At 63.4% G+C, this 12,518-nt stretch carries 12 protein-coding genes, 1 pseudogene and 1 other annotated feature; of the genes and pseudogenes, 5 read left to right on the top strand and 8 right to left on the bottom strand.

What is annotated here, in order from left to right:
* Positions 1-244 precede the first annotated feature (244 nt).
* Positions 245-1,303, bottom strand: coding sequence for an aldo/keto reductase (locus tag Q4543_RS22350; protein ID WP_303442020.1), 1,059 nt, complete (start codon positions 1,301-1,303; stop codon positions 245-247).
* Between the two features lie 364 nt (positions 1,304-1,667).
* On the opposite strand from Q4543_RS22350, the gene Q4543_RS22345 reads away from it, so the two are divergent.
* Complete coding sequence (locus Q4543_RS22345) at positions 1,668-2,594, top strand: LysR family transcriptional regulator (RefSeq protein WP_303442018.1); 927 nt, start codon at positions 1,668-1,670, stop codon at positions 2,592-2,594.
* Positions 2,595-2,602: 8 nt separating this feature from the next.
* Here the strand turns inward: Q4543_RS22345 and Q4543_RS22340 are convergent, their stop codons facing one another.
* The 6 genes from Q4543_RS22340 to Q4543_RS22315 all read right to left on the bottom strand — a co-directional run bounded on the left by Q4543_RS22340 (position 2,603) and on the right by Q4543_RS22315 (position 7,817).
* Complete coding sequence (locus Q4543_RS22340; RefSeq protein WP_368502187.1) at positions 2,603-2,959, bottom strand: endonuclease/exonuclease/phosphatase family protein; 357 nt, start codon at positions 2,957-2,959, stop codon at positions 2,603-2,605.
* 42 nt (positions 2,960-3,001) lie between these two features.
* A complete protein-coding gene (locus Q4543_RS22335; protein ID WP_303442016.1) occupies positions 3,002-3,694 on the bottom strand; it encodes a hypothetical protein in 693 nt (230 codons plus the stop codon).
* A 32-nt stretch (positions 3,695-3,726) separates the two neighbouring features.
* Positions 3,727-4,779: an NAD(P)-dependent oxidoreductase gene (locus Q4543_RS22330; RefSeq protein ID WP_303442015.1), complete on the bottom strand. Its 1,053-nt coding sequence runs from the start codon at positions 4,777-4,779 to the stop codon at positions 3,727-3,729.
* Positions 4,780-4,833: 54 nt separating this feature from the next.
* Positions 4,834-5,889 (bottom strand): glycosyltransferase family 4 protein, encoded by a 1,056-nt coding sequence (locus Q4543_RS22325; RefSeq protein ID WP_303442013.1) that lies wholly within the window; start codon positions 5,887-5,889, stop codon positions 4,834-4,836.
* Between the two features lie 135 nt (positions 5,890-6,024).
* Positions 6,025-6,972, bottom strand: a complete 948-nt coding sequence (locus tag Q4543_RS22320) for a lysylphosphatidylglycerol synthase domain-containing protein (protein ID WP_303442011.1) — start codon at positions 6,970-6,972, stop codon at positions 6,025-6,027.
* Entirely contained in the window at positions 6,969-7,817 is an 849-nt protein-coding gene (locus tag Q4543_RS22315; protein WP_303442009.1) for a UbiA prenyltransferase family protein, read from the bottom strand. Before Q4543_RS22315 ends, Q4543_RS22320 begins: the two co-directional genes overlap by 4 nt.
* Positions 7,818-7,994: 177 nt before the next feature.
* Positions 7,995-8,050 (top strand) — a sequence feature (sul1 is cis-regulatory element that is thought to sense ions involved in sulfur or methionine metabolism; They are found in Alphaproteobacteria).
* 74 nt (positions 8,051-8,124) lie between these two features.
* On the opposite strand from Q4543_RS22315, the gene Q4543_RS22310 reads away from it, so the two are divergent.
* From Q4543_RS22310 to Q4543_RS22295, 4 genes are all read left to right on the top strand, one after another.
* On the top strand, positions 8,125-9,621 hold the full coding sequence (locus Q4543_RS22310; protein WP_303442007.1) for a SulP family inorganic anion transporter: 1,497 nt from the start codon (positions 8,125-8,127) through the stop codon (positions 9,619-9,621).
* An 11-nt stretch (positions 9,622-9,632) separates the two neighbouring features.
* Positions 9,633-10,484, top strand: coding sequence for a universal stress protein (locus Q4543_RS22305; protein ID WP_303442006.1), 852 nt, complete (start codon positions 9,633-9,635; stop codon positions 10,482-10,484).
* Between the two features lie 423 nt (positions 10,485-10,907).
* Positions 10,908-11,540: a tyrosine-type recombinase/integrase gene (locus tag Q4543_RS22300; RefSeq protein WP_303442005.1), complete on the top strand. Its 633-nt coding sequence runs from the start codon at positions 10,908-10,910 to the stop codon at positions 11,538-11,540.
* A 150-nt stretch (positions 11,541-11,690) separates the two neighbouring features.
* A complete protein-coding gene (locus Q4543_RS22295) occupies positions 11,691-11,957 on the top strand; it encodes a hypothetical protein (RefSeq protein ID WP_216002382.1) in 267 nt (88 codons plus the stop codon).
* A 156-nt stretch (positions 11,958-12,113) separates the two neighbouring features.
* Here the strand turns inward: Q4543_RS22295 and Q4543_RS22290 are convergent.
* A pseudogene (locus Q4543_RS22290) lies at positions 12,114-12,518 on the bottom strand (hypothetical protein); the annotation flags it as partial.

The raw sequence follows: 12,518 nt of genomic DNA, 5'->3' as shown, positions 1-12,518 counted from the left end.
ACCCAGACATCCCACATTGCAGGCGCTCCGGGGAGACGTTCCGCGAACGGGGACGTCCTACCGGGAAAGATAAGAGGAGAGGTCACGCCTCAAGCCGTCTTTTTGTAACAATGTCCCCAACGAGCGCCTTTGAAGCTCTCGGACCGCCGTTCGGGTGCGACGCAGGTGCGAGGCAGCACTCGGGACATTTCTTTCGAAAGGGCTTTGCCGGTCGGCCTCCGGCGTTGAACAGGCAGCGTAATCCTCACTGAGCGCCCGAGGTGCCCAGCCTTTGCCAACAGTCCAGCCCGGACCAGTCTTCGAGGAAACGATAGGGATAGGTGGGCAGGCCCGTGGCAGAAACCTGCGTCAGACGCTGTTCCTGTTCCTTAGACAGTTGCAGCGCGGCCGCCGCAAGATTGTCGGCCAATTGTTCGGTGGTGCGCGCCCCCAGCAGAGGGGCGCTGACACCGGGGCGTTCCGCAAGCCAGGCAAGCGCCACATGGGCCGGGGGGCAATCCAGTTCCTGCGCCGTCTGCTCCAGCACCGAGAGGATTTGCCAGGTGCGGTTAGTATTGCGTAAATCATAGGCCTCGACCCCGCGCCCGGGGTCTTCGCCCAGCCGGGTCGCGCCTTCGGGCCGGGCCGAGGCGGTGTATTTCCCGGTCAGCCAGCCACCGCCCAGCGGCGACCATGGCGTCAGGCCCAGACCTTCCTCGGCGCAACAGGGCAGGAGTTCGAGCTCGATGTGCCGATCGAGCAGGTTGTACAGCGGTTGAACGGCCACGGGCACCGGCAGACGGTGCGCGCGGGCATGGGAGATGACCTTCTGCAGCTGCCAGCCCAACAAATTCGACCAGGCGATGGCGTGGATTTTGCCTTCACGGACGAAGTCGCCAAGCGTCGAGAGCGTTTCGTCGATATCGGTGTCACGGTCCCAGCCGTGGATGAAATATATGTCCACCGCCTCGGCCCTCAGCCGTTTGAGGCTGCCTTCGAGCGCGGCGCGGAGGCTGCGGCGCGACGCCCCCGCAGAATTCGGACGTGGGGCAAAGCGCGCCTTGGTGGCAAGGATCATGTCGGTGTACCCCTGTGTGCGCTGCGCCGCCCAGGAGCCGATGATGCTTTCCGAGGCACCGCCTCCGTAGACATCCGCCGTGTCGATCAGCGTGCCGCCGACCTCCGCGAAATGATCCAGCTGGCGATGGGCCTCGGGCTCCGAGGTCTCGACGCCAAACGTCATGGTGCCGAGGCCGAAACGCGAGACCTCCGGACCGGTCCTGCCCAGGCGGCGCGTGCCGAGATCGCCGAGCAGGGTTGTCATGTGGACCTCCGGCGATGGGCGCGCGCATCGTGTCCGAACCGCCGGACCTGTGTGAAAACTGCTATCGCCTGACCAGGACAGCGGATCAGAAACCCTCCCAGCGCGCCGCTGCCTGCGGCGATGGCCTCGATGCAGGCAAAGAGGGCGCGGGGGCCGGGACCGCCGTGCAGTTCCAGGAAGGCATCTTGTTCCTGCTGCGCGCGCGAGGGACGACGGGACGGGAACGAGGTCGATGTTCTAAGCGACTGAGGCATGGAATCCTTCCGGTCTGACCTGTGGAATTGGTGAAGGGACGACTTGACCTGATGGCAGGATAGCGGCTTGCTGAGGCTCATAAAACGAAACGCTTTGAGGATATCTTTGCATGAGTGAAAAGAAGTCCATGGAAGCGGGAGACGCCACGGGCCAGGATTCGAACCGGATTCCGGACGGTCTCGACTGGGGCGATCTGAACCTGTTCCTCGCGGTGGCGCGGGACGGCGGGTTGAGTGCGGCGGCGCGCAGCACGGGGCGCAGTGCGGCGACGCTGGGCCGCCGGATGCACGAGCTGGAGCGCAGGCTTGGCCGCGAGTTGTTCGTCCGGCACGACCGGGGCTACCGGATGACCGGCGAAGGCCAGGCCCTCATGGCCGAGCTGTCGCAAGTCGAGGCGCGGATCGCGCGGTTGGTGCAGCCGCCGGGCACAGATGGCCTGCCACTGGTCAAGGTTTCGGCGGGCACCTGGACGACCTTGGCGCTGCTGCGCGCCTTCGATGCGCTGACCGGGTCGCCGGCGGATGTGCGGCTGCGCTTTGTCTCGGCCGAGCGGGTGATGGATATCGCGCACCGCGAGGTGACGATCGGCTTTCGCAATCGCCCACCGACTCAAGAGGGTCTCGCAGGCCGCATGTTGTCGGCGGTCACTTTCGCGTCCTACGCCGCAGCGGGTAGGGCTGGCGAGTCTGCCGACACCAAGGGGGTTCACCGCTGGATCCGCGTGCTTGCGGATACGCCCTCGGCGCGTTGGGTGGCCCAGACGGCTGCGGGGAATGCCGTCTGCGAGGTCAGCAGCCCCCGCAATGCGCTGGACCTGGCCCTCGCCGGGCATGGGCGGGCGCTGTTGCCGACATTTATCGGCGATGCGGAACCCGGGCTGGAGCGCGTGGGCCCGGTGGTGCCCGAGCTGACCCACGACCAGTGGCTCGTGGCGCATGAGGCCGACCGCCATCTGCCCGAGGTGCGCCGCAGCATCGACCGTATGTGCCGTGTCTTGGAGGGGCTGGGCCGGGACGCGGGCGGAGGCGTGGACTGAACCGCAGGTCATTTGGCGGCCTCGAGGGCGGAGAGCTGCTCTTGTTGCTGCGCCGTCACCCTCAGCTCCGCCAGCTGCGCGAGGTGGTCGGAATTGCCCTCCGGGTCCAGTTGCCGGAACTCTGCCACCTGGACGTCGTTGCGCAGCAGGAACCAGTCAGTGCGCCACAGCTTCGGCAGTTGCCCGCCCACGCGCCAGGTCGCAGGATAGACGATGGAGGTGTAGCTGATCGCGTCAAGGGTTACGCCCAGCAACTTGCGGTTGTCGCCCATCGCGGGCGACGTGTTGAAGTCCCCGGCGATCACCAGCGGGTTCGGGTTTGCCTCGGCATCGGCGGAGAGGGCAGCGAACTCCTGCTGCCGAATGCCATGTCTGCGCTTGATCTCGTTGTAGAATTCCGCCGAGAATCAGTCCTGTTCGATAATGATCTGGATCGGCATGTGCACGTTGTAGGTGGAGACCACCTGATCCCCCAGGTCCACATCGACGCGCAGGGCATAGGGCGGGGGCGGCAGTTGCAGGATGCGCGGCGCGTCAGAGGTGACCACCTCATGCGCCCGGATCGGCAGGCGGCTGAGCGTCAGCAGAGTGCCTGCCGTGCGCGCCTCGTAGCCCGGAAAGACCGCCTCGACATCGGACAGATCGGTGACCGGCGGCGCGGTGTCTCCGACGCGGGTCATGTGTTCCTGAAGCAGGTAGACATCCGCATCGAGCGCCTTGAGGTAGGCAAGCATGGCGTCCTTGTCACGCGGATCGGTCAGCGTGCCGTCGCGCATCTGCCCCCAGTAATCGGTGTTGAGCTGCACGATCCGGATCGGCACCCCTTCGGAAGCGGGGACCGGCGCCCGCCAGAGGGCCGCAAAGTTGAACCCGGTCGACGGCAACGAGACTGCAAAAGCCGCGAGGGCCAGGCCGGCGACTGCGGCGCGGTGACGCTTCAGAACGGCCGACGCCAGCAAGAACAGCAACGGCAGGGCCGCGAACACCGCCGGCGGCGAGACGCCGGGGATTACCCAGATCCAGGCGCGCCCGGTAAAGATCTCGTGCAGCGTGGCGAGCACCAGCCAGAGACCGGCGAGAAACAGGATGAAACGGGACATGGCAGAGCCTCCGGCGGCTTGGGCTTGGAGTGTCAGAACAGGGCCTTTGCAAGACCCAGCGCGCCCTGTTTCCAGGGCTCGCGGCTGGTGCGCCCGGTTTGACCGTTCGGTGCCGCCCGGCCATCGGAACTGCGCGACCGGTTTTGCGCCTGCCACCAGCGAAAGCTCTGCACGATGGCGTCGCGGCTGGACACGCGGGGGCGGACCCCCAGCACGGTCTCGGCCTTCGTGGTGGCGGCGTAGGCATCGCGGCTCAGCTTGTAAATCAGGCGTTTGTAGACCGGAGAGACGCCGCTCAGTTCCAGCGCGCGCAAAATGGCGATCGCGGGCGCCGCGGGCAGGGCGATGACGCGTTTGCCATGGCCCGCCGCATCCAGCACCGCCTGGAAGTCGTCGTGCAGGGTGGTAAACTCGGCGGCGGCAATGTTGAAGGCATCGTTGACCGTCGCATCGGGCAGGGACATCACGGCGTCCACCGCCGTCACCAGGTCGTCCACGTCCAGCAACTGGCTGCGATACTGCCCGCCGCCGATCAGCGGAAAATGACGCCCCTCTTCGGCCCATTCGAACAGCATTGCAAAGATGCCCAGCCGATGTGGCCCGAGGAAAGTCTTGGGCCGCAGAATCGGCACTACCATGCCCTCGGCGCGGTACTGCTCGCACACCTTTTCGGCATCGATCTTGGCGCAGTTGTAGGGATCGACGCGCTGGCGCGGGTGATCCTCGGGGGTGGGGACGATGTCGGGCAGGCCATAGACTGCGGAGGACGACACATGGATCACTCGCCCGATCCCTTCCCGGTGGCAGGCCGCCATGACGACCTCTGTGCCGCCAACGGAGATGGAGCGGATGTCGGCGGGCCTGTAGCTGGGGAGAGCGGCAGCGGCATGAATGACTATGTCTGCTCCGGCCACGGCGCGCGCCACGGTGGCCGGGTCGCGGATGTCGCCGATGATCTGGGTGCATCCAGGCGTCTCCGGCATGGGCGAAAGGTCGAGGCTGGTAACCTCGTGCCGGGCCGCCATAAGATGGGAGACAAGGTTGCGTCCAAGGACTCCGGCGCCGCCTGTAAGCGTGATTTTCATGGCTGTGGTCTTTCCTGTTGATCGGTTGCTGGTCGGTTGCGTGTCGGGGACGGGTCAGTGCACGGTGGGTGCGGACTGCGGCAGGCTGCAGGGGGCGCGGCTGCTGCGGGTCTCGATCAGGCCGCTGAACAAGGTGGCGTAGCGGTTGACGCAGCTATCCGCGCCGTAAAGGCCTTGGGCCAGTGTCGAGAGGCGTCGCTTTTCCGGCTCGGGGAAGTCCTTGAGACGGGTCAGCGCTGCGGCGATAGCATCGACGTCGCGCGGTTGCGTCAGGATGCCGAAGCCCGTGTCCACCAGTGGCACGCGGCCGCCGGGCAGGTCGGAACCCACCACGGGCAGGCCGCACATCATTGCCTCCGCCTGAACGATACCGAAGGATTCCGCGACCGAAGTCAGGGCACAGGTGTCGATCGAGGCGTAGAAATCGCGGGTCTGATCGCGTTCCAACGCGCCCAGGAAGCGCACACGCGGATCCCCCGCCGCGATGCCGCGCAGGGCGGCGATGTTCGATCCGCCCGCGACGGTGTCATATTCGCCCCCGAGCAGCAGCCGGTCTTCGGGGGCCGCGCTGCGCAGAAATGCCCGGATCAGGTACTCGATCCCCTTGTCTGGCACAATCCGCCCGAGAAACCCCACGTGGTGACCCGGCCCGTCCCGCATCGTCGGCTGCCCGCCGCGCGGATCTAGGCAGGGTGCGGGTATCGCCGACCAGGTACTGCGGGAAATTTCGTCCCACAGTAGGGAGTGCCGGGCTTGGTCGTCCGAGTTGACCACCACGTGATCGCCCCGGCGGATTGCGCTTCGGGCGGCACGGTTGACGGCAGCGATTTGCAGGCTGCTGGTCAGGCTCGGGGCCAACCACAGGTCGATGTGGTAGGTCGAGACGATGGGGAGCTCTGGCGCAATGCGCGCCGCGAGGGCGGCAATGACCCCGGCCTCCAGCATTGGCAGGTGCAGATGCAGCGCCTTCGAGCGCCGGGCGATGCGCTGCACGAGGGGGATAAACCCGGGGCTGACCGGGCCGCGGCCGATCTTGAACCAGACGGGGGCGCGAAAGACCTGCACGCCCTGAATTGTTTCTTCGGGGGGCGGGGCTTGGGCCTGCTTCATGGTCCGTGCAGACCACTGCGACGCGCCAGCCCTGCGCTGCCAGACCCTCGGCGACCACGCGCGCGGTTTCCGTGAGGCCGGACATGTACGGGGTGTAATAGTTCAGCACGACACAAATATCGAAAGTTTCGGGTCTCATGATGCGGTGACCTCCGGGTTGGGCTGTGGGGTGGCAGCGCGGCGCGTCAGCGCCCAAGCGACAAAAGTGGCGGTGGCACTGCCGAGCACATCCGCCGCAACGATCAGCGCACGGCTGACCAGCGCCAGAGCCATGGCATCGACCGGGGAAAGCTGGCTGGCTAGAAGCAAAGAAAGGGCTCCATCGCGAACCCCGAGCGCGCCGGGGAGCACGGCAAACACGATCCCGACAATGGCCGACAGTGCAAAGGCCGACAGCAGAAGCAACGGGTCGGCCCCGAGCGGCACGCCAAGCGCCACGAGGTGCAGGCCGGTCGCGGTCCAGGCGAGCGTCATGAGGGCGACCGACGTGGCAAAGGCGGGGGGCTGCGGAATGCCCAGTTGGTCGAGCCTGTCGGGACACAGCGGCCATGCCGGATGACGCGCGGCCCAAAGCAGCAGCCCCAGGACCAGCAGGACCGGCAGTGCAACGCCCGCGACAGCAGGGAGACGCGGCAAGTCCAGCACCGCTGTCATCGCGGGCAGGCTCAAGGCGGCAGCCGCGAAACAGGCGGCGAGGGCGGTGCCCGCGAAGACCTTGACCAGACACAGCGGGCTGGCCTTCTGATCGTTCAGCGCCCGGTGCTGGATGGCGAAGGCCAATACACCCCCGGGCGTGTATTTTCCGACCCCCGAGCGCAGGTAGACGAGGATGCCGCGAGTGGGGGTCAGCGTCGGAAGTGCCCGCGCCATGAGACGCTGCCACGCCCAAGCCCCCGGCAGCAGCCCGATCAGCACGGCCGCCACGGCCAGCCCCACTGCCAGGGGCTCGATCCGGATCAGCGCGGTCCGGAGGTCGAGGGCGTTCTCGGCCACGAAGCGCACCAGCCAGAGCAGGGCCAGCAGCGTCAGACCGGCGCGGGCCAGCCCCAGCAGGCGTGGCGCGTGGCGGGACAGGGCGCTCACGACAAAGGCACCCGGGGCGCGAAGGTCGCCATGACGTCCCATACTTCGGCTTGCGCGAGGATCGCGGCCAGCTCGGTCAGCGCCGCCCATGCGATCAGCGTGCCCTGCAGCGTGCGGTCCGACAACAGCAGCCGCGTCGGGTTCCCCGCCCCGCTCCCGGCGAAGACCACCAGCAGGTAGCGCAAGAAAATATTCAAGATGAAGGGCAAGCTGACGAAGAACAGGATCCTGAGATCGGCGGCATCGACGACCTGCATCAGCACCACAAGACTGCTTCCCAACGTCGCCACCGCCGCGATCTGCATGTAGGCGTCCAGCAACGAGGGGGAGTAATGCGCCAGGACCGGGCGATGTTCGGTGCAGCGGCTCACGCGTCGCATCTCTTCGCGGCGTTTGCCCACGGTAAGCAGTAGGCTGCCGGAAAATACCGTGGCGATGACCCATGGGTCGGGCACTGTGCGGAAGGCCGCGTAGCCCGCGCTGGCACGAAGGGCAAAGCCAGCCGCGACCAGAAGAATCTCAATGATGGGAACGCTCTTCAGGCGCAGACTGTAGGTCAGGTTGCAGGCGATATAGAGACCGACGATGATCGAGATCATCGGTGGCAGCAGCATCGCAAGACCCGCCATAAGCACCGCCAATATTCCCAGAAGGCGGAGCGCTCCACGCGGGCTAACCGCGCCGGAGGCCAGCGGTCGATGGCGTTTACCGGGATGCAGGCGGTCTTTCTCGATGCTCGGTGTTCTCGTCCACGAGAGATGTTGCGGCCAGAAACCACCTGTGAATGCCTGGAAAGAGGCAGCGGTGAACCCGGGCCTAATCCATCCTCCCGTTCTCGATAGCATTGTTGATCCATGTGGACTTGATGGGGGAGAGGCGCTGCGCAGAACTCCCGTAGTGAGCCCAATGTCCGGGGTGCCAATTTAACCATCATGCTCGCCACGATCCTGCCGGATCGCGGTGCAGGAAAACCTTGGCTCTTGAGTTCCTCCTAAAAACCGTTTCTAAGACCCGTAATAGCGTAAGGACCCGGTGAAAGCCCGGGTGGCTCTTCCGGCCGCTGATCCGCCGGATAACCCCTTAGATAAGCCCAAACTGCACTGTCGGACCTTCTTTCGGAGGACGCCCCGACCCAGGGTCTTGGACTAATTTATGATCTCAATTTCTGACTACCGACAGCAATGGTTCGGTAACATCCGCGGCGACGTGCTCGCAGGCATTGTCGTCGCGCTGGCGCTGATCCCCGAGGCGATCGCATTCTCTATCATTGCAGGTGTGGATCCCAAAGTCGGTCTCTACGCTTCCTTCTCCATCGCAGTCCTCATCGCCTTCACTGGTGGTCGGCCCGGCATGATTTCTGCGGCAACAGCCGCGACGGCGGTGCTGATGGTAACGTTGGTCCGTGACCACGGACTGGAATATCTGTTGGCCGCGACGGTGCTTGCCGGACTGCTGCAAATCGGGGCCGGGCTCCTGAAGCTGGGGCGCTTCATGCGCTACGTATCCAAATCCGTCATGACCGGATTCGTGAATGCTCTGGCAATCTTGATCTTCATGGCCCAGCTCCCGGAACTGAACCCCGCCAACGAGGGGGTCACTTGGTTGACCTACGCGCTGGTGGCCGCAGGGCTGGCGATCATCTACCTTTTCCCGCGCCTGACCAAAGCGGTGCCCTCTCCGCTGGTCACCATCGTCGTTCTGACAGCCTTGGTGATTGCCATGGGCTGGGACGTGCGAACCGTGGGCGATATGGGTGCGCTGCCAGACACGCTTCCAGTGTTTCTGATTCCGAACATCCCTCTGACCTTTGAAACGCTTCTGGTCGTTTTCCCCTATTCCGCAGCGGTCGCGATTGTGGGGTTGTTGGAAAGTCTGATGACCCAGAACATCGTCGATGACCTGACGGACACCAAATCGGACCGGAACCAAGAGTGTATCGGTCAGGGTATCGCGAACACCTGCAACGGCTTCATTGGCGGGATGGCTGGATGTGCGATGATCGGCCAATCGATCATCAACGTGAAGTCCGGAGGCCGTGGACGTCTCTCGGCTTTCACTGCTGGGGTCGTGCTGTTGATCCTTGTGGTGGGGCTTGGAGACCTCGTAGCCCGCATCCCGATGCCCGCGCTGGTCGCCATCATGATTATGGTCTCGATCGGAACCTTCTCATGGTCTTCGATCAAAGCGTTGACGGTGCATCCGCGCTCCTCTTCGATCGTCATGCTCGCGACTGTGGCAACCGTGGTTTACACGCACAATCTGGCGATCGGTGTTTTGGTTGGCGTGCTACTGTCGGGAATCTTCTTTGCGGGCAAGATCGCACAACTTTTCCGTATCTCGTCGACCCTTTCGGAGGACGGCCGAGTCCGGACCTATGTTCTGGAAGGACAGCTTTTCTACGGCTCGACCGAAGATTTCGCCAACGCATTCGACTTCGGCGAAGCGCCAGAGCGCGTGGTGATTGACGTCAGTCGCGCTCATATCTGGGACATCAGTTCGGTTCAGGCCCTCGACATGGCCATTCTCAAGTTTCGCCGTGAAGGCGCAGACGTCGAAGTGATTGGCATGAACGCCGCGTCCGAGACGTTGATCGACCAGCTGGCCATCCACGACAAGCCTGGGGCGATGGAAAAGTTGATGGGGCATTGAGGGAGGATACCATGGACAAAATACTCGTTCTTCTCGACGGTTCGGCTTACTCCGAGAGTGTCTGTCATCATACGGCATGGATCGCGCAAAAGCTCGGCGCAGGCGTCGAAGCGATGCACGTCTTGGGACGGCGCGAAGGAGCTGCTTCCACCGATCTTTCCGGAGCGCTGAAGCTTGGTGCGCGCAGCGAGCTTCTGAAAGAGCTCGCCGAGTTCGATGCGCAGCGCGCGAAAGTTGCCCAAGCCAAAGGTCACGCCCTGCTCGAGGATGCAAAACAGATCCTTGAAAAGGACGGCGTTCCTGTCGTGAACCTGCGTCTCCGGAAGGGAGACCTTCTGGACGCGGTATGCGAACTCGAAGGCGACATCCGCGCCATCACCATTGGCAAGCGTGGCGAGGGTGCCGCTTTCGCCTCTGGCCACCTCGGGTCAAACCTTGAGCGCATAGTGCGGACTTCGAAAGTCCCGGTGTTCGTCGCGTCTCGAGAATTTCGCCCGATCTCCAAGGTCCTGCTGGCGTATGACGGCAGTGCGAGCGCGAAGGTCGCCGTTGATCGCATGGCGGCGAGCCCTGTCTTCGTCGGACTCGACATTACCGTTCTTTGCATTGGTCGGGATCAGGCCCGCGCTCAGGTGATCGCTGACGCCGCAACGAGCAAGCTTCGCTCGTCAAAGCTCTACGCTGCCGCGCGTACCGCATCCGGCGCGCCTGAAGAGGTCCTGCAGGAACTGGCGGCGGCGGAAGGTTTTGATCTGTTAGTTATGGGGGCATATGGCCACAGCCGCGTCAGGCATCTCATCATTGGATCCACAACCACAGCAATGATCCAGTCAGTGAAGATCCCCGTTCTGCTCTATAGGTGAAGGCAACCGAGCCATGAGACGGTCCAAGCTTCAAGTTGGCCGGCGCGTGATGGTCAACGTCTACGTTGGTGGTCCTCCTATTGTGGGCACCATCGTAGAAGGCCCCCTCGTTGAGGGTGAACTTGTGCGTTTCAAAGTCAGATTTCGAGATTTCGAAGCTGGTACTCCATGGATCGGCTGGCACCTTACATTCGCGCGGTTGATAGTTCGCATGATGGTGATGGCCTACGCTGACGGGTCCGGCGCCGATGACGCTCGGTGGTTTCATCCCGCACTGCAGCGTAAACTCCGTTGCCGACCAAATATGGCCGGTCGCTTAAGGCTCCAAACAGGCCTCAGATGCGGCGCAGCATTCTGTGGTATATTGCCTTGGTCAACGTCGGGTTGTCGTTGTGGCGGACGTGGCGGACCGGAGGATCCGTTATGCAAACACCAAACTTACCTGCCATCCGCGCGCTTCGTCCCGCTTGGAACAAGGGCCGGATCGTTGGTCAGAAGCGCCCGCTCAAGCCCAAGCACGTCTGGGCCATCCGGGTTCGGCTCGAACTCGCCGAGAATCACCGTGATCTGGCGCTCTTCAACCTTGCCATCGACAGCAAGCTGCGCGGCTGCGATCTGGTCAGGATGAAAGTGATTGACGTCATGGTGTCTGGCCAGATTAAGGAGCGTGCGTCCATTCTGCAAAGCAAGACGCAGCAGCCTGTCAGGTTCGAAATTTCGGAAGGCACGCGGGCTTCGTTGGCGCGGTGGATGAAGGAACCCCTGATGATCGGATCGGAGTACCTTTGGCCCGGACGGTTCCATGAACGGCTGCACATATCCACCCGACAGTACGCACGAATTGTCCCTGAATGGGTGACATCCATCGGCTTGGAGGCCAGCGCCTACGGCACCCACTCGATGCGGCGCACGAAGGTGACGCAGATCTACAAGAAGACGGGCAATCTGCGCGCGATTCAGCTTCTGTTGGGCCACACGAAGATGGATAGCACCGTCAGATACCTGGGCGTCGAGTTGGAAGATGCGCTTGCGATTGCAGAGGCCATCGAAATCTGAAGACTTGGGCCGTCTTCACGGACGGCCCAGAGCGGCTCTGAGCGGCCTTTCGTCGGTTACTCAAGATGCTGCGACAGCATCCCCCTTTGCGGCCATTGGCTTCGGTGATCAGTGCTAATATCATCTACCGCAGATCAAAGAGGTATTCAGATGGAACGCGAACCCAACCTTGTCATTTCCGGCGCCTCGCAGCGCATCGTCGAGGATGGAGTGCCATTCAAGGTGGACATCTACAAGCTCGAAGGCGGGGGCGGTTGGTCGCTGGAAGTTGTGACCGAAGACGGGACATCCATTGTCTGGGACAATCTCTTTGAAGACGACCGAGCCGCATTCGAGGAGGCAGTCAGCACCATTCGCAGTGAAGGTCCAGTCGCCTTCGCGAAAGGTGGTTCAAACGTCGTCCCATTTAAGCAGTAGGTGAACGACCCAGACCTGCCGTTCAGTCCCTGGTCGATCGCCGCGGTGCAGCTTCACCAGACCCGGCCATTTTCCATCGCGCAGCATTTTCGGAGGATGAAGGTCGGCCGGGCGGGACGAACCGGACCTTCATCCGGATCGCCCGCCCCTGCTCATCTACAACTCGAATAGGCCCAAAGCACTCACCACATCCCGCTTTGTCGCGTCGGTGCGCTCGCGCGCCCGTGCCGTGCCTTCTTTGATCACTTCAAGAATGTAGCCTCGGTCCTCGGCGAGCTGTGACCTACGCTGGCGAATTGGGCCTATGAGCTCTTGAAGGATCGCTTCCAGACGCGCCTTGATCTTGCCATCGCCAAGCCCACCGCGCTGATATTGCGCCTTGAGCTCGGCAAGCCCGTCCTGGTCCTGATCGAAAGCGTCAAGGTAGGTGAAGACAACATTGCCCTCGATGCAGCCCGGGTCTTCAACGCGCAGGTGGTTCGGGTCACCGGCGACAGCTTGCCTTCCCATCGCGTGTAAAGTTCGCAAAATCGGGAGTAGCCGTAGCCTTGCGTGTGATCG

It is taken from the genome of Salipiger sp. 1_MG-2023 (genome assembly GCF_030547555.1).
GTDB lineage: Bacteria > Pseudomonadota > Alphaproteobacteria > Rhodobacterales > Rhodobacteraceae > Salipiger.
The sequence above is the reverse complement of the archived record's forward strand: the minus strand, read 5'-3'. Positions and strand labels throughout refer to the sequence as shown.

Excerpts from the sequence above, each read along its gene's own strand:
- Q4543_RS22350 (WP_303442020.1), bottom strand. The coding sequence starts at position 1,303 with ATGACAACCCTGCTCGGCGATCTCGGCACGCGCCGCCTGGGCAGGACC.
- Q4543_RS22345 (WP_303442018.1), top strand. The coding sequence starts at position 1,668 with ATGAGTGAAAAGAAGTCCATGGAAGCGGGAGACGCCACGGGCCAGGAT.
- Q4543_RS22335 (WP_303442016.1), bottom strand. The coding sequence starts at position 3,694 with ATGTCCCGTTTCATCCTGTTTCTCGCCGGTCTCTGGCTGGTGCTCGCC.
- Q4543_RS22330 (WP_303442015.1), bottom strand. The coding sequence starts at position 4,779 with ATGAAAATCACGCTTACAGGCGGCGCCGGAGTCCTTGGACGCAACCTT.
- Q4543_RS22325 (WP_303442013.1), bottom strand. The coding sequence starts at position 5,889 with ATGAAGCAGGCCCAAGCCCCGCCCCCCGAAGAAACAATTCAGGGCGTG.
- Q4543_RS22315 (WP_303442009.1), bottom strand. The coding sequence starts at position 7,817 with ATGCTATCGAGAACGGGAGGATGGATTAGGCCCGGGTTCACCGCTGCC.
- Q4543_RS22310 (WP_303442007.1), top strand. The coding sequence starts at position 8,125 with ATGATCTCAATTTCTGACTACCGACAGCAATGGTTCGGTAACATCCGC.
- Q4543_RS22305 (WP_303442006.1), top strand. The coding sequence starts at position 9,633 with ATGGACAAAATACTCGTTCTTCTCGACGGTTCGGCTTACTCCGAGAGT.
- Q4543_RS22300 (WP_303442005.1), top strand. The coding sequence starts at position 10,908 with ATGCAAACACCAAACTTACCTGCCATCCGCGCGCTTCGTCCCGCTTGG.
- Q4543_RS22295 (WP_216002382.1), top strand. The coding sequence starts at position 11,691 with ATGGAACGCGAACCCAACCTTGTCATTTCCGGCGCCTCGCAGCGCATC.